The organism is Streptomyces sp. NPDC026538 (assembly GCF_055567535.1).
The window spans coordinates 385301-405676 of sequence record NZ_JBVHQG010000007.1 but is presented as its reverse complement, the minus strand read 5'-3'; the positions used below and the strand labels follow the sequence as shown (position 1 = coordinate 405676).

Annotated in this window: 19 protein-coding genes and 1 pseudogene; 9 read left to right on the top strand and 11 right to left on the bottom strand. The window is 70.1% G+C overall.

The window, feature by feature from the left end; translation table 11 throughout:
* Nucleotides 1-295 precede the first annotated feature (295 nt).
* Nucleotides 296-796: a hypothetical protein gene (locus ACZ4N4_RS28490; protein ID WP_467593868.1), complete on the top strand. Its 501-nt coding sequence runs from the start codon at nucleotides 296-298 to the stop codon at nucleotides 794-796.
* Nucleotides 797-1013: 217 nt separating this feature from the next.
* Complete coding sequence (locus ACZ4N4_RS28485) at nucleotides 1014-1529, top strand: hypothetical protein (protein ID WP_467593865.1); 516 nt, start codon at nucleotides 1014-1016, stop codon at nucleotides 1527-1529.
* A 437-nt stretch (nucleotides 1530-1966) separates the two neighbouring features.
* Here the strand turns inward: ACZ4N4_RS28485 and ACZ4N4_RS28480 are convergent, their stop codons facing one another.
* A complete protein-coding gene (locus ACZ4N4_RS28480; protein ID WP_453578799.1) occupies nucleotides 1967-2293 on the bottom strand; it encodes a hypothetical protein in 327 nt (108 codons plus the stop codon).
* A gap of 654 nt (nucleotides 2294-2947) precedes the next feature.
* On the opposite strand from ACZ4N4_RS28480, the gene ACZ4N4_RS28475 reads away from it, so the two are divergent.
* The gene (locus ACZ4N4_RS28475) at nucleotides 2948-4450 is read left to right on the top strand and encodes an MFS transporter (RefSeq protein WP_467593862.1); all 1503 of its coding nucleotides are present in this window, start codon (nucleotides 2948-2950) and stop codon (nucleotides 4448-4450) included.
* Nucleotides 4451-4535: 85 nt separating this feature from the next.
* On the opposite strand, the gene ACZ4N4_RS28470 is transcribed toward ACZ4N4_RS28475, so the two are convergent.
* The 3 genes from ACZ4N4_RS28470 to ACZ4N4_RS28460 all read right to left on the bottom strand — a co-directional run bounded on the left by ACZ4N4_RS28470 (nucleotide 4536) and on the right by ACZ4N4_RS28460 (nucleotide 7807).
* Nucleotides 4536-4793 (bottom strand): hypothetical protein, encoded by a 258-nt coding sequence (locus ACZ4N4_RS28470; protein ID WP_467593859.1) that lies wholly within the window; start codon nucleotides 4791-4793, stop codon nucleotides 4536-4538.
* A 317-nt stretch (nucleotides 4794-5110) separates the two neighbouring features.
* Nucleotides 5111-6139, bottom strand: coding sequence for an amidohydrolase family protein (locus tag ACZ4N4_RS28465; protein ID WP_467593856.1), 1029 nt, complete (start codon nucleotides 6137-6139; stop codon nucleotides 5111-5113).
* 48 nt (nucleotides 6140-6187) lie between these two features.
* Nucleotides 6188-7807: an FAD-dependent oxidoreductase gene (locus ACZ4N4_RS28460; RefSeq protein WP_467594335.1), complete on the bottom strand. Its 1620-nt coding sequence runs from the start codon at nucleotides 7805-7807 to the stop codon at nucleotides 6188-6190.
* Between the two features lie 285 nt (nucleotides 7808-8092).
* Here ACZ4N4_RS28460 and ACZ4N4_RS28455 point away from each other — a divergent pair, with 285 nt between their 5' ends.
* The 3 genes and pseudogenes from ACZ4N4_RS28455 to ACZ4N4_RS28445 all read left to right on the top strand — a co-directional run.
* Nucleotides 8093-9397: a cytochrome P450 family protein gene (locus ACZ4N4_RS28455; protein ID WP_467593853.1), complete on the top strand. Its 1305-nt coding sequence runs from the start codon at nucleotides 8093-8095 to the stop codon at nucleotides 9395-9397.
* Nucleotides 9398-9705: 308 nt separating this feature from the next.
* Nucleotides 9706-9990: a DUF7336 domain-containing protein gene (locus ACZ4N4_RS28450; RefSeq protein WP_467593850.1), complete on the top strand. Its 285-nt coding sequence runs from the start codon at nucleotides 9706-9708 to the stop codon at nucleotides 9988-9990.
* A gap of 163 nt (nucleotides 9991-10153) precedes the next feature.
* Nucleotides 10154-10636, top strand: a pseudogene (locus tag ACZ4N4_RS28445) (ISL3 family transposase); the annotation flags it as partial.
* A 207-nt stretch (nucleotides 10637-10843) separates the two neighbouring features.
* Here ACZ4N4_RS28445 and ACZ4N4_RS28440 read toward each other — a convergent pair.
* Complete coding sequence (locus ACZ4N4_RS28440; protein WP_467593847.1) at nucleotides 10844-11746, bottom strand: helix-turn-helix transcriptional regulator; 903 nt, start codon at nucleotides 11744-11746, stop codon at nucleotides 10844-10846.
* Between the two features lie 201 nt (nucleotides 11747-11947).
* Between ACZ4N4_RS28440 and ACZ4N4_RS28435 the strand changes: the two genes are divergently transcribed.
* Both ACZ4N4_RS28435 and ACZ4N4_RS28430 read left to right on the top strand, forming a co-directional pair.
* Nucleotides 11948-12736 (top strand): SDR family oxidoreductase, encoded by a 789-nt coding sequence (locus ACZ4N4_RS28435; RefSeq protein ID WP_467593844.1) that lies wholly within the window; start codon nucleotides 11948-11950, stop codon nucleotides 12734-12736.
* Nucleotides 12737-13021: 285 nt separating this feature from the next.
* On the top strand, nucleotides 13022-14044 hold the full coding sequence (locus tag ACZ4N4_RS28430; protein WP_467593841.1) for an LLM class flavin-dependent oxidoreductase: 1023 nt from the start codon (nucleotides 13022-13024) through the stop codon (nucleotides 14042-14044).
* A gap of 89 nt (nucleotides 14045-14133) precedes the next feature.
* Here the strand turns inward: ACZ4N4_RS28430 and ACZ4N4_RS28425 are convergent, their stop codons facing one another.
* Nucleotides 14134-14751: an NAD(P)-dependent oxidoreductase gene (locus ACZ4N4_RS28425; RefSeq protein WP_467593838.1), complete on the bottom strand. Its 618-nt coding sequence runs from the start codon at nucleotides 14749-14751 to the stop codon at nucleotides 14134-14136.
* Nucleotides 14752-14804: 53 nt separating this feature from the next.
* Nucleotides 14805-15653 carry an inositol monophosphatase family protein gene (locus tag ACZ4N4_RS28420; RefSeq protein ID WP_467593835.1) on the bottom strand — a complete coding sequence of 283 codons (849 nt, stop codon included), beginning with the start codon at nucleotides 15651-15653 and terminating at the stop codon, nucleotides 14805-14807.
* Between the two features lie 119 nt (nucleotides 15654-15772).
* Here ACZ4N4_RS28420 and ACZ4N4_RS28415 point away from each other — a divergent pair, with 119 nt between their 5' ends.
* On the top strand, nucleotides 15773-16711 hold the full coding sequence (locus tag ACZ4N4_RS28415) for a LysR family transcriptional regulator (protein ID WP_467593832.1): 939 nt from the start codon (nucleotides 15773-15775) through the stop codon (nucleotides 16709-16711).
* A gap of 733 nt (nucleotides 16712-17444) precedes the next feature.
* On the opposite strand, the gene ACZ4N4_RS28410 is transcribed toward ACZ4N4_RS28415, so the two are convergent.
* The 4 genes from ACZ4N4_RS28410 to ACZ4N4_RS28395 form a co-directional block, all read right to left on the bottom strand.
* Nucleotides 17445-18098 (bottom strand): LuxR C-terminal-related transcriptional regulator, encoded by a 654-nt coding sequence (locus ACZ4N4_RS28410; RefSeq protein ID WP_467593829.1) that lies wholly within the window; start codon nucleotides 18096-18098, stop codon nucleotides 17445-17447.
* On the bottom strand, nucleotides 18086-19273 hold the full coding sequence (locus tag ACZ4N4_RS28405; protein ID WP_467593822.1) for a sensor histidine kinase: 1188 nt from the start codon (nucleotides 19271-19273) through the stop codon (nucleotides 18086-18088). The genes ACZ4N4_RS28410 and ACZ4N4_RS28405 overlap by 13 nt, the downstream gene beginning before the upstream one ends.
* Nucleotides 19274-19620: 347 nt before the next feature.
* Complete coding sequence (gene crcB, locus ACZ4N4_RS28400) at nucleotides 19621-19989, bottom strand: fluoride efflux transporter CrcB (protein ID WP_450760921.1); 369 nt, start codon at nucleotides 19987-19989, stop codon at nucleotides 19621-19623.
* Nucleotides 19989-20327, bottom strand: coding sequence for a DUF190 domain-containing protein (locus tag ACZ4N4_RS28395; protein ID WP_467593815.1), 339 nt, complete (start codon nucleotides 20325-20327; stop codon nucleotides 19989-19991). Before ACZ4N4_RS28395 ends, crcB begins: the two co-directional genes overlap by 1 nt.
* Nucleotides 20328-20376 lie beyond the last annotated feature (49 nt).

Below are 20376 nucleotides of genomic sequence, written 5' to 3'. Positions count from 1 at the left end.
CCCCCTGGAGACGACGGTCCTGGCGGCCCCCCGAAGTCCCCTCCGTGCGACGCATCGTGCCCTTGCGGCCGCGCACCGCTGACAGGCACTGGGCCCGGGCGCTACCCTCCGGGCACTGACATGGGCCGTCGGGGGGAACATGAACAGGCTTCTTCTACGTGTCGTGGCCGGTGCAGCACTGCTCTCGGCGGTGGCCTGTACGGCGGGGGGCGGACCGTCCAGGGTGAAGCCGTCACCGGGGGCCTCCACGACGCGCACCGCATCGCCGCGGGCCCCTACACCTGGGCCGGGCCAGGTGGTCGACGCGTCCAGAGCCAACCTCACGGCACAACTGGCCGTCAAGGACCTTCCGGGACCGCACGGGATGTTCACCGCCGCCGTCGGCCGAAGCGCTGCCACGTTCGTCTGGGAGTCCGCCGACGGGCGCTTCTGCTCGGGTTCGGCCGCCACGAACGGCGGGTTCACCACGACGTCGTGCGTCTCCGACCGCCGCGACACTCCCTTCTCCGTCCGTCCCGCGCTCGTTCCCCTGCTCAGTACGTACACGTTCGCCGAGGTCCATGTGTTCGGCGCGGACCGTGAGACCGTCCGGTCGGTGACGTGCAACGGCAGACCTCTCGCGGTCCGCCGACTGCCACCCGTCCTGGACGGTCGGCGTGCGCTCTACGCCTTCGACCTGTCGGAACCGACGGCCGGACGGGTCACCGTCACCGTCGTCCGCGGTCGTGCCACGACGGCCACGGAACACGTAGAGCTGTTGGGCGGAGCCCTCCGGCACAAGGCGTCGTGCCGCTGACGCGGGGGCAGCCTTCCTCAACCGACCGGTCGGACGCCGACGACCTCGAACAGCTGCTGCGGGTTCGCACTCGAAGCGGGAAAGGGACCGTCACAGCCCGTGCGGCGGGAGACCGAGCCGCCCGGCCTGCCCTGGCGGGGGCGGGTGCCACGCCCATGGTTAGGGTTACGGCATGTTCACACGGGGGCGCAGACTCAGATTCGCAGCGGTGTCGGCCATGGTCGTCCTGGCCCTGACCGGGTTCTCGTCGGGTCAGAGCCACGGAAGCCGCAATCATCACGGCAGTGACGGCGGCGGTTGCAGCAGTTCCCGTCAGGACCACGACAGTTCCACGCCGGCGTCGGCGTCGAGTGGCGGCGGCGCGCACAGCGGCAAGCCGTCCGGCGGCGGTACGTATCGATCGCAACCCACCCGCCGTTCCACCCCTACGGCGTCCCCCTCCGCGTCCGCCCGGCCACTGAAGAACGGCACCGCGGTCCTCGTGCGTTGTGCAAGCCCGACCGACCCCTACGCCGTCGTCGAGGTCAGGAACCCGAACGCACGCGAAGTCGTTTTCACCGCGAAGACCAGCTTCAAGGACAGGAGCGGCTTCACCCTCATCGACACCACCCACCAGGTGGCAGTGCCCGCGAAGGGCACAAAGACCCTCCGGGTGGCCGCCGCCGGCGCGGGAGGGTCTTTGAACGACATCGATCACTGCGAGGTGGATCCGACGGCCACCGCCGACTGGTGACAGGCTGAAGGACCCACCCCCTCCGAAAACCGCCGGGGCCCGCTGCCCGCAACACCGGACGCCACTGCGAACGGCGCCGAAGGCTCCCAGGACCGGTGACTGGGCGCCGCGGCCGCGACGCCGTCCTTTCCGCCCGAGAACAGCTGACTGCACCACCTGATGACGGAGCAGTTGTCAGCGTTCTGGGGGCCTGTGGCCGGAGACCCGGGCAGGGGGCGTTCCCCACCCGCATCTCCGGCCGCCGTGGGACCGGTTGCGGCATCTACATCGAGGTCCTGGCGGACGTCGCCACCGACGGAGTCGAAGTCACGGTCGAAAGGGACGACCAGTCATCGGGCGCCTCCCGTACCGCATGGGCCCTCCCTGCCGGGCCGTAGGCGTTCGAGCCCTTGGTAGAGCCCCAGGGGTCCAGTGCCTGCGGCACATCGGCACGTGTCTCACATCCCCTGTGTCTGCCGCCCCTCGAGTTCCTGCCTGGCGGCAAGCGCCTTCGCCAGCACCATGGCCCGGTAGGGATTCGCGGCGCCCAGGGCGGATGCCACCGCCACCGCCTCGTCCAACAGTGCCAGTCGCTGTTCGGGCAGTTCCCGAACCTGCGTCGACGCGCTGGCCTCCACCAGAACGTACGCCAGCTTCGATCCGTACACCTCCGGCTCGACCTGCGTCAGCAGGCGGTAGATCCGCAACCCCTCGGTGCCGCGCACCACCCGCCGGTTGGCACTGAGCAGCTCCACCCTCGCCCGCATGACCATGTCCTGATCCATCGATTCCCCTCCGTTCCCCACCCCCACCTGCACCCGCCCCGCGACGAGACAGCACGACGAACGCGTCGACACCCGAGAACGGATGCCGACACGGACGTCGGAGAGTGGATGACGACGAGTCTGCGGGCAGGCCACCACCCCGGACAAGCCTGAACGGACGTGTGCTCCGTCCTACCGCAAACCACGTCCGAACAGGCATGATGGACCTGACACTCACTCAAGCCCCCGGTTGCCCGAGGGCGATCACTCGGTGATGGGGGAGATGGCGTGCCGCTTCGCCGTACCGGTCGGGGGTGGTAGCCCCCGCCGTCGGTGTGGCCGGGGCGCTGACGAGTTCTCCGGCTTTGATTTGCGGCAGACCACCCCTCGCCAGCGCGTTGAGGGCTTCCTGCCGCGCGTGCGCCGTGTCCCGCAGCGCGGCCAGGGCGTAGGGGGCGGCGGACGGCAGTCCAACTGATTCCGGGGGCCGTGCGGGGTCCTGACCGCCCCGGTGGCTGGAGCACCCCGGCGGCAAGGTCGCCCCGGAGGATCGCCCCCGCACACCCTGTTCGCCTTACGGATCCGCGCCGAGCCGAAGGTCACGACCCCTGCCGGGCTGCCCTTGCGCCCTTTCCCCGGCTGGTGCGACCGGTCTCGGCTGCATAGCGTGATCACATGACCACAGAAACGGCTCGGCCCGGTCTCGACGACCGGCGGTGGAAAGCGCTCGCGGTCTGTCTGACCGCGGGATTCATCTCGCTGCTCGACGTCTCGATCGTGAACGTGGCGCTGCCTTCCATGGAGCGCGGGCTCGGTGCCTCCGCAGCCACCCAGTCCTGGGTGGTGTCCGGGTACGCACTCGCCTTCGGGCTCGCGCTGGCACCGGCGGGACGACTGGGTGACGTGCGGGGCCGCCGCCAGGCGCTGTTGTTCGGCCTCGCCGTGTTCACGGCCGCATCCGTGGCGTGCGGCCTCGCCACCGGCCCCACCTGGCTGGTGGTGTGCCGGCTGATCCAGGGTGCGGCCGCCGGTGTGGTCGCACCGCAGACCTCGGGGCTGATCCAGCAGATGTTCCAGGGCGCCGAACGGGCCCGGGCGTTCGGCTTCCACGGCAGCGTCGTCGCCGTGTCCACCGCGGTGGGCCCGCTGGCGGGCGGACTGCTGATCCACGCGTTCGGCACGGCCGACGGGTGGCGCTGGGTGTTCTTCGTCAACGTGCCGATCGGGGTGGCTGCCCTCGTCGCGGGGAACCGACTGCTGCCCCGTCTCCCCGTGCCGAACGACAGACGGGAGAAGTTCGACCCGTTCGGCGTACTGCTGCTCGGTTCGGGCGTACTCGCTCTGCTGCTGCCCCTGGTGCAGGAGCAGCAGTGGCCGGGCCGGGCCAAGTGGCTGCTGATTCCGGTGGCCGCACTACTGCTCGGAGCCTTCTGGGTGTGGGAGAAGACCCAGGGACGCCTGGGGAAGGCACCGTTGGTCGACCTCGGGCTTTTCTCCCTGCGCTCCTTCACGCTCGGCGCTCTCATCAGCCTCATGTTCTTCGCCGGGCTGACCACCATCTTCTTCGTCCTGTCGCTGTTCCTGCAGAACACCGCGGGATACAGCGCGCTCGCCGCGGGTGTGACGATCCTGCCGTTCGCGGCCGCCTCGGCGGTCGGCGCGGCCGTAGGGGGCCGGCTGGTGATGCGCTACGGCCGCACCCTGGTTGTCATCGGCCTGAGCGGGGTGGCTCTGGGGCTGCTCGGTGTCGTCGTCGCCGTTCAGCTGGTGCCCGGGGACGGTGTGGGCTGGGCCATGGCGCTGCCGCTGGTCATTGGCGGAATCGGGTCCGGACTCACGGTCTCACCCAACACGACCCTCACGCTCACGCTCGTGCCGGTGCGACGTGCCGGTGCGGCGGGTGGGGTACTGCAGACCGGCCAGCGCATCGGCTCGGCCACCGGTATCGCCGTGGTCGGCTCTGTCTATTTCGCCCATGTCGCCGACCACGGCCACTCCACGACAGCCCTTCAGCTCGGGCTGCTCACCGCCACGGCGATCATCCTCGTCGCCCTGGTCCTGGCGATGGCCGACCTGCGGGAGCGCCGGGCGCATCCCGGACGCGACGACCTCGCGGCGGCGATGCCGCCGGGCCTCGGGGAGAGTGGGGCCGACGAGAAGGTGGGGCGCGGGGCCTGACACCGGGCGGGGACCGGAGAAGTGCGCCCCCCGAGGGACAGGCGTCCTGGCCGCAGGATGACGGAACGGAGAGGGGCGCCGGGCGTCAGACCTTCGACGTGCGAGGCCGCCGACGCGCTTCGAACAGGACCATCGAAATCTTCATCGCGGTCGAAATGGTCAAGGCCTGCATGAAGGGCATACCCATGAGCCACAGTGCCATCATCATGGTGGTGAGGACCAGGAACACCGGCAGCAGCATGGTTTCCCTGACCGCCGACCGCAGAGAACTCCGGAGCGTTCGGGGCTGATCCGCCGTATCGATTGCGCTGACGCGGATCTCGCCCTCGTCTACCTGAGGCATTCTGTGTCCTTCCCGCGAACTCGTTTCCGCTAGCGAGCCTAGGTACGGCCGGATCGGGCTGCCACCGCTGATACTCCGAGAACGCCGGCACGCTGCCGGCGATGTGAACCTGCACGCCCGACCGGAGGGATGTTCGGTACGACGCGTTCGTCGCCGTATTCCTCGGTGTGGGCGCGGGCTCGGGCTACCTGCCGGCCGTTCGCGCGTCGGCCGTGCGGCTCGGTGAGATGAGCCGCACGGCCGACGTCCGTCCGAGCGAGCAGGGAGCCTCCGGGGCACTCACACACGCGGTAGGAGGACGGCTCCCCCGGGCGTGCTCAGGCCCGTGCGAGGGTGGGCAGCAGACGCAGGGCGTTCTCGCGGTTGATGTGAGCGCGCTCCTGGTCGCCGAGGGCGGGATCCCTGTCCAGGGCGGGAGTTGTCACATCGGCGACCACCCGGGTGGGGGTCGGCGGCCAGTCGCTTCCGTAGAGGATGCGGGAGGAGCCCGCCACGGCCAGCAGAGTGGGGGTGGCCGACGGCGACATGGGCGCGGCCGTGTCGTAGTAGAAGCGGTGCAGGTAGTCGCGGACGCGGCCGGGATCGACGGCGGGGACGAGCTGGCGCCCGAAGACCTCGATCCGGCTCGCGATGTAGGGGAGGTACCCGCCGCCGTGCGGGAGGATGAACGTGAGCCGCGGGAAACGGTCCAGAGTGCCGTTCATGATCAGGCTCAGTGCGGCGCGGGTCGTGTCCATGAGGAAGTCGCACACGAACGGCGGTACACCCTCGGGGGCGCCGGAGGTGTTCACCTGCATGGGGTGCGTGCTGATCACAGCGGAGCGCTCGTCGAGTTCCGCCATGATCGGATCGAGCCCGGGGTCGCCCAGATAGGTGCTGCCCGTGCTGGTGCGCGCGCTGACGCCCACCGCGCCGAGCTGGTCCATCCCCTGGGCGACGGACCAGCGAGAGAGTTCGGCGTCGTCGAGGAAGAGGGGTGTGAAGAAGGCGAAGCGGCCGGAGTGTCGGGCGGTCAGGTCGCCCGCGGCCTCGAGGGCGACACGCGTGCTCTCCTTGCGTGTCGCCGCGTCCTGGAAGCGTCCCAGCATGGCGACGGTGAGGATGCTGGTGCGCGTGCCGGTCAGATCCATCAGGTCCAGGGCGGCGGCCTCGTCCCATCGGGTCCACGGCGGCAGCCCGTCACGGTCCGCGATCCCGTTCTTCTCGGCCCACTGCACCCATTCGGGGGCGGTGTAGTGGTGGTGGACATCTACTCGTTCGTGCCGGGCGGCGTCGGCGCTCAGCGCGGTGCGCAGGCCTATGTCACCCGGAGCCTGCGCGGCGGTGGTCTCGGCGGCTTGAGGCATGGAGGGGCTCCCTGTGCTGGAACGGTTCGGGGGCGTCGGAGAGCGGGATCAGCGGCTGAGGAGGCCCTGCAGAACGTGCGTCAGCTCGTCCTCGGGGTTCGCGGGGAGGTCGCCGGTGCGCCAGGCGACCATTCCGTCGGGGCGCACGAGCACCGCGCCCTGCGGAGTGACGCCGTGCGTGGCGGCCCAGTCCTCGGCACCGGCGGCCAGGGCGGGCGAGGTGTCGACGTCGAAGTCCGGGCCGGCTCCGGCACGGTAGGACACCAGGGGGACGCCGAGCCTGGCCGCCGCGGCGTGGGCGGCCGACGGCCATGGCCCGTCCGCAAGGCCGCAGAGGAGGACGAAGGACCGCTCGTACAGGTCAATGGTCGACTTGGTGTCCCCGTTGTGCACGACGGTCATGTGCGGGGCCCGGGTGCCGGGGTCCGCCTGCAGGCGAAGCTCCTGCGGGATGGTCGGCGCGTCGGTGTCGGCGCCGCACACGGCCGTGGAGACATAGCGGTAACCGAGGGACACGGTCATCAGGTCCGTGCTCTGGCCCGCACCCTGTGCGGCGCTGTAACCGGGGTGCTGCTCGCGTGCGGCCTGCTCGATGGCCCGGGCACTCGTGGCCAGGGCGACCGGGCGTCGTTCGTTCTCATAGGTGTCCAGCAGGCCCTCTCCAGCCCAGCCGCCCAGTACGGCCGTGATCTTCCAGGCGAGGTTGTGCGCGTCCTGGATGCCCGTGTTGGATCCGAAGGCGCCGGTGGGGGGCATCTCGTGGGCCGAGTCACCGATGAGGAAGACGCGTCCCTGCCGATAGCGGTCGGCGACCCGGTCCGCCGCGTGCCACGGGGCGCGTCCCGTGACCTCGACGTCCAGGTCCCGTACGCCGGCGGCGGCCCTGATGTGGTCGGCGATGCGCGTGTCGGTGAAGGACTCGAGCGTCTGGCCGCGCTCGGGGAACCACGGGACGTGGAAGACCCACTTCTCCTCGTTGTCGACGGGCAGCAGGACCCCTTCGCCCTCGGTTCCGTTCAGGTAGCACACGAGGAACCGCTTGTCCCCGACCACCTGACGGAGGAGCTTGCTGCGGAAGGTGACGCTGACGTTGTGGAACAGGTCGCCCCCGCCGCTCTGCCCGATGCCCAGCCGCTCGCGCACGGGGCTGCGCGGCCCGTCGGCCGCCAGGAGGTAGGCGGTGCGCATCGAGTGCGTCCGGCCGCTCTCCCGCTCGCGCAGTTCGCACGTCACGCCGTCCCGGTCCTCGGTGAAGGAGATCAACTCGGTACCGAAGCGCACGTCCCCGCCCAGTGCACGGGCGTGGGCCAGCAGGACCGGCTCCAGGTCGTTCTGGCTGCACGCGCACCGCCGGGTGGAGCACACGTTCGTCTCGGGGGCCGCGCCGGTGAGACGGGCCGAGAGCCATCTGCTCTCACCGCCCGACAGCTTGTCCGTCTGCATGATGCCGTGATTGCCGGACAGGACGGCGGCGGCCTTTCTGATGTCCGGTTCCAGCCCGGCGGTGCGGAACAGCTCCATCGTCCGCATGTTGTTCCCCCGGCCCCGGGGATGTTCGGATGTGGCGGCCCGGCGTTCGGCGACCATATGGCTGACGCCCAGCCTTCCCAGAAACACCGACGCGGACAGTCCGACAAGCGAACCACCCACGATCAATACCGGCACCATTTCTTTGTCGCGCGTGTCCACGGCCCGTCCTCCTCCAGTGACCCAGCGGTAGTTCGGGCAGCGATTCGCATTCATGGCGGCCCTGGATCCGAACCTGTCACAGGCACCCGGGGTCGGCAATCGAGCCTTCCCCCGGACGGCATACTCTGCTTTCCCGTTTCCGTACCGCGCCGACGATGTGGGTCCGCGTCAGGGTGAATCGCGTTTTCCTTTTGCGAGTGGCGTCAATGCATTCCACGCTTGCAGCCGACCTGTGCCACCGTGGGAAGAGAAGAAGGGCCGTCGATGACTCAGATGCAGGAGCAGGAGATCGCGGACGAGACAGCCCGGGCGGTGGACGCGGCATCCCGTGGTTGCCCGGAGTACCGGGCCAACCCGCACCCCGTCTACCGGCACCTGCGGGAGAACGCGCCGGTCTGCCGCATCACCCCGCCCCATGGTGTGCACTCGTACCTGATCACCCGGTTCGAGGACGCGAAGGCCGCCCTTGCCGACCCCAGGATCAGCAAGGACATGTACGCGGCCATCGACGCCTACCGGTCCATCTTCGGCGACTCCTCCATCGCCCTGGACGACAACATGCTGTTCGCCGACCCGCCGAAGCACACGCGGCTGCGCCGGATCATCAGTCGTGCCTTCGTGCCCCGCCGTATCGAGGCGCTGCGCCCACGGATCCAGGAACTCACCGACACGCTGCTCGACAACTGCTCCACTCTGCAGCCCGTCGACCTGCTGTCGGCCTTCGCGTTCCCGCTGCCCCTGCAAGTGATCTGCGAGCTCATCGGCGTCCCCGAGGAGGAGCGGCAGGAGGTCCAGCAGTGGTGCAGTGTCGTCGCGCGCACCGGTTTCAGCAAGAAGGACAAGGATCGTCTGGCCGAGGCGGAGAACACGCTCCGGGAGTACTTCGAGGTCCTGATCGCCCGTAAGCGCCAGGCCCCCGAGGACGACTTGCTCAGCGTCCTCATCCAGACGCAGGACGAGCAGGAGTCGCTGACGGACGGTGAGTTGCTGTCCACGCTGTGGGTGCTGCTGTTCGCGGGCCACAAGACGACCGCCTACCTCATCGGCAACGCCGTCTACACGCTGCTCACCCATCCCGAGCAGCTCAGGCAGGTGATCGACTCGCCCGACCTCCTCCCGAACGCGATCGAGGAGATCATCCGCTTCGAGGGGTCCGTCGAGAACGCGACCTTCCGCCACGCCCTCGAGGACATCACCATCGCGGGGACGCTCATTCCCAAGGGGTCGCTGGTACAGATCGCGGTCACCTCGGCCAACCGGGACGCCGCCGCGTTCGAGAACCCCGACACCTTCGACATCACCCGGCCGGGCGTACAGAGCAAACATCTGGCCTTCGGTACGGGGCCGCACTTCTGCCTCGGCGCACCGCTGGCGAGGATGGAGATGCAGATCGCCCTGGCCTCGCTCTTCCGCCGCTTCCCGCAACTCTCCCTGGCCCTGCCGGCGGACGAGGCCAAGTGGCTCACCGTGCCCTTCCCCGCCTTCCGGGGCCTGACCGAACTGCCCGTCGTCCTGGACCCCTCCAGGCTCCTGGACGACTGGGCGTCCGGAATGGTCGACATGGCGTGACATCACGGGCGTAGCCCGCGACCCCGGCGAAACGCGCTACCGGTACGGCCGGCGCGACGCCGGGGTCGCGGCGCGACTGCATGCCCGTTCACGAGCACGGCACTCCTGCGCGCACTGTCCGCCGGCGTACCGGCCAGCGGCCACCGGCCACCGCGGTACGGCCGGCCGGCATCAAGCGCGGCAGCCTCGTCCCCTCAGGGCCTCGGCGAAGTCGTGTGATGCCCGGTTCGTGTTCGTGAGGTCCCAGGAGGTGAGGGGCGCCGAAAGTCGCCGGCTCCACGAACTCGCGTGCTGTTAGCTTCGCGTCCGTGATCGTGTATCCGCTGTGGCATGTCGGCCACCAGAACGAAGCTGGCGACGACGGCTCGACAGTGCACGTGGATGAGAGCGGCGTGTTCTGCGACGAGGAGGACGGCGACGACGTAAAGCTGCTCGGTATCTACTCAACCCTCGAACGGGTCGAAGAGCGTATGCGTCAGGCTCGACTGCTACCAGGCTTCCGTGATGAACCGGAGTGCTTCTACTTCGACGCCTGCGAGCTCGATGAGGACGATTGGATCGAGGGCTTCGTTCGAGTTCCGCCGGGCGAGTAGGCCGGTGGGCAGAGTCCCGGTGGGATGCCGTTCCGTGGTTACGTAAGGATCTGCCGCAGGTTTGGGTGGCAGATTGACGTGCCCCGTGGTTTGCGTTCCAGCCGCAGTGGCCAACTGGCCGCTGGCCCACCCGTCCGGCGTCGGCCGCCCTGGCCAGCTGAGCGTGGTCATGGACGGCTTCACCGGCTTGAAGACCGCCGCAGCTGACGAAGTCCCCGACGCAGTCGCGGTGATGGATTCGTTTCATGTTGTCCCCCTGGCCGGCGATGCGCTGGACCGATGCCGCCAACGCGTCCCGCAAGACACCTGCGGGCATTGCAGCCGGGTCGGTGAGCCGCTCTACGGCATCCGCGGAGTGCTGCGCACCGATGTCGGCCTGCTCACCGACCGCCAACACGCCGTGCTCGCCTGCGTATTCACTGCCCATGGGCACACCGCGGTAGAGGCGACCTGGGGTGCCTACCAGCTCATCGTGTCCGCCTACTGGCAACCCGACCGCCGCGTCGGCAAGACCGAACTCGCCGCCGTCATCAAGACGATCAGCCACGGCGTCCCGGCCGGACTGCCCGAACTGAGTCGACTCCGCAGAACACTGAAGCAGCGCGCCGCTGACGTGCCGGCCTACTTCGACCGACCCGGCTCGGCACGTCCGGTAGATCCCCCAGGCCTACACCCTGGTCCCCACGGAACGCGGGCCGATCTTCCGCTCCTCCGGACAGACCCTCACCACCGCAGGCACCTGTACCCCAATGGCCCTTCGCTTCCTTGAACTTACTGCGCCCGGAGACCCTCCCCGACGACGCTGCCCGAACTGCCCGGCAGTGTCGCGCTCGATCGGGGAGTCCCGATCTGCTCAGGCTCCGGGAGGGGCTGCCGCTTCGCTGGGGTCGGCCGGGCGGGGGTGCAGGGGGGTGTCGGGAGTGGGTGATGCGTTCCAGCTGTTGAGGATGCCCAGGGATTCGGCGGTGGGGGAGCCCGGGTCGGGTATGTAGACGCACAGTGTCTGGTTCTCGTCGCCGGGGAGCAGCAGAGACTCATAGGAGAAGTGCAGGTCGCCGACGATCGGGTGCCAGTAGTGCATGGCCCCGTGGGTACGGCGCAGCACGCGGTGGTCGTTCCACCACGTGCTGAACTCGGGGGAGTTGAGGGTCAGCTCGCCGATCAGGTCGGCGAGCCGGCGGTCTTGGGGGCAGTGGCCTGCTTCCAGGCGCAGCATGGCCACGGTCTCGCAGGCGATCCGCTCCCAGTCGACGGTGCGCTCGCGGGCCTGGGGGTCGAGGAGGTAGTAGCGGGCGAGGTTGCGTCGGGGGACGGGCAGTGCTTCGAAGTCGGTGAGGATGGCGCGGGCCAGGTGGTTGGAGGCCAGGACATCGGTGCGTCGGCCGAGGATGTAGGCGGGCACGTGCTCCAGGGTCTGCAGCATCAGGTGCAGGCCCTGGCGGACCCGCTGTGGGGCCACCGGCGCCCGCCGTCCGCCTTGGCGGGCGAAGAGGTCGGTGAGGTGCTGGTGCTCGGCGGCGTCCAGGCGCAGGGCACGGGCCAGGGCGTCCACGACCTCGGGGGAGGGGTTTGTGGCCCTGCCCTGTTCCAGCCGGGTGTAGTACTCGGTGCTCACGCCCGCGAGGCGGGCGGCTTCCTCTCGGCGAAGGCCGGGGACGCGTCGGGAGCGCCCGTCGGCGGGCAGCCCGGCCGACTCGGGGCTGATCCGCGCGCGGCGGGTGCGCAGGAAGTCGGCGATCTCGCTGCTGCGGTCCATACACCCAGTCTGGCGTGCGCGCACGCGGGGCGCTCCGCGCTGGGTGGCCCTGCCGGTACCTGTCTGCCCAGGGCCATCTCCGGGCGGTGTGGGCCGGTCTCACGGTGGTCTTCTGGATGCATCGGGCCAAGACGGCGCACGTCACAGGCACGCTCCCGTTCCCGCTCCCGCATTCACTGATCTTCCGGAAGGTGTCATCTCATGACCATCGAGACCTCTGCCACGAACTCGGCCACGGCCTTGCACGGTCGGGTGGCCGTGATCACCGGCGCGTCCAGCGGCATCGGCGAGGCGTCCGCCGAGCACCTGGCGTCACTGGGTGCGAAGGTCGCCGTGCTGGCGCGGCGCGCGGACCGGCTGGACGATCTGGTTGCGCGCATCGGCAAGAACGGCGGTGCCGCTGTGGCGATCGCCGTCGACGTGACCGACGCCGTCGCGGTGCGGGCCGCGGCCGACCGTGTGCAGGCGGAGCTGGGCGCCGCGGACCTGCTTCTCAACAACGCCGGAGTCATGTTGCCCGCACCCGTCGAAGAACTGCGCGTGGACCAGTGGCAGCGCCAGATCGACCTGAACATCTCCGGGCTGATGAACGTCATCGGCGCCTTCACCCCGCAGCTGGTACGGGCCGCCGGTGAGCGTGGTGTCGCCGATCTGATCAACACTTCGTCGAGCGCCGCGCACAACCTGTACCCGACCTTCGCCGTCTACGCCGGCACCAAGGCGTTCGTCTCGCACCTCTCCAAGCACCTCCGGGTCGAGCTGGGCCCGAAGAAGGTGCGGGTCTCCGCGATCGAGCCCGGGATCGTGGGCACGGAGCTGCAGGACCACGTCACGGACGCCGGCGCCAGCGCGTGGCTGGAGGGATCGAAGGAGACCGTCGACTGGCTCCAGTCCGACGACATCGCGCAGATAGTCGGCTTCATCGCCTCCCGGCCGCTGCGGGTCAACCTTCCGCAGGTCTTCATCATGCCGACGGCCCAGGCCAGCTGACACTCCCACGAGCCCGCCCGGCACGGCCACCGAGGAGGCACCCATCCGCATCGGCAGCCTCTTTCGCCACAACATCCGACTGGTCGGTGGTCCCTCTCCGGCCCACACCGACATCGAGGAACTGATGCCGACATCCTCAACGGCACGATCGAGTCAGGGAAAGTCTCGGACACCAATGCAGACCTCCATGGCGTCCCGGCCGGCTATCAGCCACGGCCGACCGCAAGAGCCTGAAGGTTCTCCCGAACCCGGGTATCAGACACGGCTTCCAACCCTGGACACATTGTGAAGAAAATCGGATTTCTCTCCTTCGGGCACTGGTCACCCAACGAACATTCCCAGGCGCGGTCGGCCGCGGACGTCCTGCTCCAGTCGATCGACCTGGCGGTCGCGGCCGAGGAGCTGGGAGTGGACGGCGCGTACTTCCGCGTGCACCATTTCGCCCGGCAGGCGGCCAGCCCGTTCCCCTTGCTCGCAGCGATCGGCGCGCGGACCTCGACGATCGAGATCGGCACCGGCGTGATCGACATGCGTTACGAGAACCCGCTGTACATGGCCGAGGACTCGGGCGCCGCCGACCTGATCTCGGCCGGCCGGTTGCAACTGGGCATCAGCCGTGGCTCACCGGAACAGGTGATCGACGGCTGGCGCCTGTTCGGCTACAGCCCTGCGCCGGGCGAGACGGACGCCGACATGGCCCGCCGCCATACCGAAGCGTTCCTCAAGGTCCTCGGCGGCGAGGGCTTTGCCCGGCCCAACCCGCGGCCGATGTTCTCCAACCCGCCCGGGCTGCTGCGGATCGAACCGCACTCCGAAGGGCTGCGGGACCGGATCTGGTGGGGCTCCGCGTCGAACGCGACCGCTGTCTGGGCCGCCGAGCTGGGCATGAACCTGCAGAGCTCGACCCTGAAGGAAGACGAGACGGGTGAGCCGCTGCATGTTCAGCAGCGCAAGCAGATCGACGCGTACCGGGAGGCCTATGGGAAGGCAGGACACCGCAGGCAGCCCCGGGTGTCGGTCGCCCGCAGTATCTTCGCTCTGACCGACGACCTCGATCGGGCCTACTTCGGCCGCGACCGTAACTCCGAGGACCACGTCGGCATGCTCGACGACACGACCTGGTCGGTCTTCGGGCGCTCCTACGCCGCGGAGCCCGACAAGCTGGTGAAGCTGTTGCAGGACGACGAGGCGATCCAGGCCGCCGACACCCTGCTGCTGACCATCCCGAACCTGCTCGGGGTCGACTACAACGTCCACGTGCTGGAGAGCATCCTCACCCACGTCGCGCCCGAACTCGGCTGGCGCTGACCTGTTCCGGAGCGGTGTCTCGGGAGTGTGTGGACGCCGGCCCGGGCCGTAACGGCGGCCCGGGCCGCCGTCCGTCGTCGGGGCGGGGATCAGTTCCCGAGGGGGACAGCGACCCGTCCGGGAAAGCGCGGGGTCCGGGCCTCGTCGAGCATGGCGGCGGCGACCGTCTCCCGGCTGATGCGGGCCGGGAAGAACCGCTTGGGTGTCTCGTCCAGTCCGACGGTACGGCGACTCGGGCTCACCGGTCCGTTCGCGAACGGACCGGAGTGGAAGACGGTGCCTCCGCCCTCCAGCACGGCGGCGTCGGCGCCGACCTTGTCGGCCAGTTCCGCGCCCATCGCCTTGAGCAGGGTGCGGGTGGCGAAGCCGGCGGCCTGCGCGGACGGGCCCGTGCCGTAGGCGCCGAGCCAGACGATCCGGACCGGGTGCGCCGCCAGCACCGCGCGGGAACCGGCCGTGAGCGCGCCGGGCTTGTCCCCCTTGGCCACGCCCAGGCCCGAGAGCACGATCTCGCTGCCGTCCAGCGCCTCCGCGATGCCGGCCGGATCGCGTACGTCGGCGGCCAGCCGGGTCAGCCGCGGCGAGTCGGGCACGGCGATCCGCGCCGGGGTGCGAGCGACGGCGGTGACGGTATACCCGCGCTCCAGCGCCTGGCGGGTCAGCGCGAGCCCGACGGCGCCGGAGGCGGCCAGGATGGTCACGTTCATGACGGGTTCCTCATGTTCGGGTTCTCGGTGGTGTCCGGTGGCCGTACGCCCGGTCAGGCGACCGTCGTCAGGACCTGGACGGCCGCGGCGTGCAGCGCCGGAGCGGTGGCCACCACGGTGTCCGCGCCCGGGCTCCACGGCGTTCCGTCGATCCGGGTGACGACCCCGCCGGCCTCGGTGATCATCAGCGCGCCGGCCGCCACGCCAGGCAGGACCGGCTCGTACTGCCAGAACACGTCGTTGTGCCCGGCGGCCACCAGCAGCATCGGGAAGGTGGAGGGCACGGCGGCGCGCACCAGCAGGGCGTTGTCGAGCATCGCCGTGATCGACTGCCCGATGCGGCGGTAGGTGCCCTCCTGGTCGGCTTCGGCCTGCCCGGTCACCACGATCGCGGCATCCAGGCCGGTCTTCGCCGAAACCTTCAGCGCGGTGCCGTTGAGCCGGGCGCCCGCGCCACGCAGCGCGGTGTAGGTCAGGTCGCCGACGGGCTGGCGCACCACGGCCAGCACCGTCTGCCCGTCGCGCACCAGCGCCACGGTGACCGCCCACTCGGGCAGTCCGTGCATGTGGTTGACGTTCCCTTCGACCTCGTCGACCACCCACCATTCGCCCGGCGGCAGTTCGGTGGTCTCGTACTCGTCGGTCAGCCAGCGCGCCCCGGGGCGCAGCGCGGTCAGGGCCGGGCGCAGGATGCCGAGCGAGACCTGTCCGTCGGCCGTGCCGGCCTTGAACATGTCGTCACGTCCGGCGGGGCGGGCGGCGGTCGAGTATCTCGCCTCCAGGGCACGGCCCGCATCGGCCGCGATCTCGACCACGGCGGCGAGCAGCGCGCGGTCCTCGGCCGAGGGGGACGAGGCGACCTGAGGCGCGAAGGCATCGTCAGCGGCGGTGCGAACGGTCATGATGCAGCCCTTTCAGAGGGGGATCTGGGACTCGCCGGTCCCGGACGCCGCCAACGCTACGAGCGCCTTCACATGATTGCCAGTGCACTCTTGTAAGGTCATCCGTTACCGTGGTGCATGTGGATCTGAACCTGCTGGTAGCCCTGGACGCCCTGCTGGAGGAGAACAGCGTCGCGGCCGCCGCCGAACGGCTGCACCTGTCGCCGCCGGCCATGAGCCGCACCCTGGCCCGCATCCGCAAGGCCACCGGCGACGACATCCTCGTGCGCACCGGCCGCACCATGACCCCGACCCCGCACGCACTCGCGCTGCGTGAAGAGACCCGGGACCTGGTCAGGCGCGCCACCGCGGTGCTCACCCCGGTGACCACACTCGACCTCAACACACTCGAACGCAGCTTCACCCTGCGGTGCCACGACGCGCTCGTCTCGGCACTGGCCCCGCTCCTGATCGCCGCCGTCGCCGACACCGCGCCGAACGTCTCGCTCAAATTCCTGTCCGAACCCTCCGCCGACGTCACCCACCTCGCACGCGGACAGACCGATCTGGAGGTCGGGGCCACGACGCCCCAACGGCCCGAGATCGCCGCCTGGCACATCGGTACCGACCGGATGGTGACCGTGATGCGCGCGGACCACCCGCTGGCCACCGGCCCCCTCACACCGCGGCGCTTCGCCGAAGCCGAACACGTCACCGTCTCCCGCCGCGGTCGGCTCACCGGCCCCATCGACGACGCCCTCGCCGACCTCGGCCTGCACCGACGCGTCCGCGCCGCTCTGCCCACCACCGCGGCAGCACTCGAACTCGCCGCCCGCACCACCATGGTCACCGCGGTCGCCGAACAGGTGTGCCGACCGGCCTGGACCAGCCTGCGACTGTGCGCCCGAGCGCTGCCCCTCGATCTTCCCCCCGTACCGGTCATCGTCGCCTGGCACCACCGCTACGACACCGACCCCGCCCACACGTGGCTCCGCACCGAAGTCCGGGCAGCCCTGCGAACCGTCCTCACCGCACCCGCCCCGGACACCGATCCGATCCCATCGGTGAACGCCACCTGAACCCCCTGTGCGCGCGCCCGGAGAAGAACGTAGGGAAGATTGAGCGGTGACGGTCAGGCGCCCTCGGAGGATGTCGTCAGGCGTGTCGGCCCGGTCTACCTGACCGGGCCTTCATCTTCTCCTGGCTGTTCGTCAGGCATGTCCAGGATGGCCTCTCGCGTGTACCGAGGGCTCTCCGGATGTGGGGTCACCATAGGGGCCATGAGTCCGGCGAGGAGCCTGCTCGGGTCATCCGTGGAGAGCGCCAGGCCCAGGGTCTGCAGGATGCGCAGTGCGGAGTCCCGGATGGACTGGGCGTCCGTCTCGGGCGCCGCCGTGCTCCTGATCTCGTCACACACTCGGCTGAACTGCTCAGCGCTGACCGTCGGCCGACTTACCGGTTGCGCCATGGTGCGCTCCTCCTGGAAGGGCGGGCCGTTCCACCCGCCCTTCCAGAAAGCGCCGTGCACCCCCCAACGGCAACTGGAGCGGGACGGTGCGCAGGCGCTCGACCACATCGCCCGAATTTCGATGGCATGCGCTCAAGGCGTGCTGTCGCAGACAGCGACAGTCGGCTGTTCGCAGAGGTACTCGGCCGCTCCTGGCGCCGGTCACCTGGTACTCGGCTCTGGTGGCTCCCGATGACGTCGAGCACCTCTCTTCCCGCGTCGGGAGGGGGCTACGTTGGAGGGGTCATCGGGCGGGCCGGACCCGCCCGATGCCTGCCCTGCCGGTGGCAGGGCAGGCAGAGCAGTCATGTCTGGGGCGCGTGGGCCAGGTACGCGAGGACTGCCAGGACCCGGCGGTGGCCGCTGTCGCTCGGCGGCAGGCCGAGCTTGAGGAACACGTTGCCGATGTGTTTGTGGACCGCGCGTTCGGTGACGACGAGGTTCTTCGCGATGGTCGCGTTGTCGTGGCCCTCGGCCATCAGCGCCAGCACCTCGCGCTCGCGCGGGGTGAGTGAGTCGAGGGGCGAGTCCTTGCGGCGGGTGAGGAGTTCGGTGACGACCTCGGGGTCGAGCGCGGTACCGTCGGCGGCGACCCGCTCCAGGGCGTCGAGGAACTCGTCGACCCGGCCGACCCGGTCCTTGAGCAGATACCCGATGCCGTTGGTCCCCCTGCCCAGCAGCTCACTGGCGTACGACCCCTCGACGTACTGGGAGAGCACCAGCACCGGCAGCCCGGGCAGCCGCTCACGGGCCTCCAGCGCGGCCCGCAGTCCCTCGTCGCGGAAGCCCGGAGGCATCCTCACGTCGAGCACGGCCACGTCCGGCCGGTGCTCCAGGAGCGCGGGCATGATCTCGGGCCCGCTCCCGACGACGGCCACCACGTCGTGTCCGGACGAGGTCAGCAGCAGGACCAGTCCCTCCCGCAGGAGGGCGTTGTCCTCGGCGATCACCACACGCACGGCAACTCCACTTCGATCACGGTCGGCCCGCCGGCCGGGCTGGACACTTCCACGGTTCCGTCGAGCGCGGCGATCCGTCGCCGCATGCCGAGCAGCCCCGAGCCGGCGGTCTCGTCGGCGCCGCCGCAGCCCTCGTCCCGGATGCGCACGCGCAGGCCGCGCCGGGCCCGGACCAGCTGGACCTCGGCGTGGGACACCCCGCTGTACTTGGCGACATTGGTCAGCGACTCGGCCACCGCGAAGTAGGCCGCCGCCTCCACCGCCGCGGGTGCCCGCGCCCCTTCGCCGAGGCTGCCGTCGTCCACCGCCACCTCCAGCCCCTCCCTGTTCTCGGTCCCGCTCGCACGCGGGGACCCCCAGCCCGCCGCCAGCGCCCGCACCGCGCCGGCCAGGCCGCGGTCGCTCAGGATCGGCGGATGGATGCCGCGCACCACCTGCCGCAGCTCCGTCAGCGCCTTCTCGGCCTGCTCCTGGGTCTCGTCGAGCAGCCTGCGGCCGATCTCGGGATCCCCGCCGTAGGCGCGCCTGGCGAGCCCGATGCGCATGGACAGCGCCACCAGCTGCGCCTGCGCGCCGTCGTGCAGATCCCGCTCGATCCGGCGCAGTTCGGCCTCGTGTGCGGCGATCGCGTCGGCGCGGGTCTCGGCCAGCCGCTCGACCCGGGCCGCCAGCTGTGCCTGCGGCGACGGTTTGAGCAGTGCGGTCGACCAGTCGGCCTCCAGGTCCGCGAGCCGCACGATGAGCGGCAGGACGACGGCCTCGCGGCGCAGCAGCCCGCACCACAGGCCGTCGACGACCAGGCCCACCGGCCACAGCGGTAGGGCGAGGGCGAGCAGGGCGCCGTAGAACCAGTACGCGACCATCCAGCGCGCGTCGGTGCGCGTGCCCGGATCCCGTACGGAGCTGACGATCCGCCGGCGCATCGTCCCGGTCAGGGGCTGATATGCCTCAGGGATCCGCACCCCGGTCCAGGCGGCGGTCAGGCTGCGTTTGGCCGTCGCGATCCGCCGGGTCAGCAGCACCGTCTCGGGCAGCAGCCAGGCACCGACGACCGCCAGCGTGCCGATCGCAGCGATCAACAGGACGGTGATGAAGATCCACATGCCGAAGGCCATGGCGGCGGCCAGGAAGAGATGGGCCGTGGCCCGCGCGGCGCGCCGCAGCGTTTTCCACATGCGAGGAAGCTAGGCGCTTTGCTTGACTCACGCAAGTTTCTGAGGGGGATCCTCGTGCCGGCACGCTTCCTGGCGGCCCGATGGACGGAGGTCCTGGACGGTGGCTGCCGCGACACCGAATCCGTAGCGGTCCGCGAGGCAGTGGCAGCAGTTGTGGCCGCGTGCTTCCGTCCCGTCGATGACGAACGTGCTCCTGGGCGTGTGCCCGGACCCTGTGCTCATTCCCATGCCGACCGTGATCCTGCTCGATTCTGCGGTCAAGCCGGCCCGTCACGACTGACTTTGCCGAGACGACTTTGAGATCAATGTCGCCGGGTGGCGATGGCGCCGGATGCTCGGCAGGGCAGTCACAGCCAGATCAGCAGGGCGTAGCCGGCGGTTGCGGCGGCGAGGCCGACCAGGAGGCTGCCGATGGCGTTGAGTCCGGCCTCGGTGAGGGAGCCGTCTTCGAGGAGCCGGACGGTCTCGAAACTGAAGGTGCTGAAGGTGGTCAGGGCACCGCACACGCCGGTGCCCAGCAGCAGCATGACGTTGCTGGGCAGGCCGTGCGCGGCTACGGCCGCTGCCAGGGCGCCGAGGATGAACGACCCGGCCATGTTGACGGTGAAGGTGCCGAGCGGGAAGACGCTGTCGTGGCGGGCCTGGATGGCCTTGTCGGTGAGATAGCGCAGGGGCGCGCCGAGCATGCCACCGAGGAAGACCAGGAGGACGGGGATCAATTGAGCTGCTCCTCGGTGACGGGGCTGAGTCCCTTGCCGCTCTCCGCGATGACCTGGACCGGTTCCAGCGTGATCAGTGCCTCGGGCGCGACCTCGCGGGCCTGGGGCATGAAGACGCGGATGCGGTCCTCCTCGTCGATGATGACGACGGTCAGGGGGAGGTCTTCGGCGAGATCGAGCAGGCGAGTGGTGTGCACGATCGACGAGGCGCCGAAGCCCTCGAAGCCGCGGAACACACTGGCGCCTGCAAGCCCCGCCTGGTGGGCGCGGTGGACGATCTCGGTGAAGGCCGGCCTGTGCTGGTGTTGGTCCCACTCACCCAGGTAGATGGTCATCCGCAGGACCGGTCCGTTCAACGACGGGCGCGGCGGCCGCGGGGGCGGG

Excerpts from the sequence above, each read along its gene's own strand:
- ACZ4N4_RS28485 (WP_467593865.1), top strand. The coding sequence starts at position 1,014 with ATGGTCGTCCTGGCCCTGACCGGGTTCTCGTCGGGTCAGAGCCACGGA.
- ACZ4N4_RS28480 (WP_453578799.1), bottom strand. The coding sequence starts at position 2,293 with ATGGATCAGGACATGGTCATGCGGGCGAGGGTGGAGCTGCTCAGTGCC.
- ACZ4N4_RS28475 (WP_467593862.1), top strand. The coding sequence starts at position 2,948 with ATGACCACAGAAACGGCTCGGCCCGGTCTCGACGACCGGCGGTGGAAA.
- ACZ4N4_RS28470 (WP_467593859.1), bottom strand. The coding sequence starts at position 4,793 with ATGCCTCAGGTAGACGAGGGCGAGATCCGCGTCAGCGCAATCGATACG.
- ACZ4N4_RS28465 (WP_467593856.1), bottom strand. The coding sequence starts at position 6,139 with ATGCCTCAAGCCGCCGAGACCACCGCCGCGCAGGCTCCGGGTGACATA.
- ACZ4N4_RS28460 (WP_467594335.1), bottom strand. The coding sequence starts at position 7,807 with ATGGTGCCGGTATTGATCGTGGGTGGTTCGCTTGTCGGACTGTCCGCG.
- ACZ4N4_RS28455 (WP_467593853.1), top strand. The coding sequence starts at position 8,093 with ATGACTCAGATGCAGGAGCAGGAGATCGCGGACGAGACAGCCCGGGCG.
- ACZ4N4_RS28440 (WP_467593847.1), bottom strand. The coding sequence starts at position 11,746 with ATGGACCGCAGCAGCGAGATCGCCGACTTCCTGCGCACCCGCCGCGCG.
- ACZ4N4_RS28435 (WP_467593844.1), top strand. The coding sequence starts at position 11,948 with ATGACCATCGAGACCTCTGCCACGAACTCGGCCACGGCCTTGCACGGT.
- ACZ4N4_RS28425 (WP_467593838.1), bottom strand. The coding sequence starts at position 14,751 with ATGAACGTGACCATCCTGGCCGCCTCCGGCGCCGTCGGGCTCGCGCTG.
- ACZ4N4_RS28420 (WP_467593835.1), bottom strand. The coding sequence starts at position 15,653 with ATGACCGTTCGCACCGCCGCTGACGATGCCTTCGCGCCTCAGGTCGCC.
- ACZ4N4_RS28405 (WP_467593822.1), bottom strand. The coding sequence starts at position 19,273 with ATGTGGAAAACGCTGCGGCGCGCCGCGCGGGCCACGGCCCATCTCTTC.
- ACZ4N4_RS28395 (WP_467593815.1), bottom strand. The coding sequence starts at position 20,327 with ATGACCATCTACCTGGGTGAGTGGGACCAACACCAGCACAGGCCGGCC.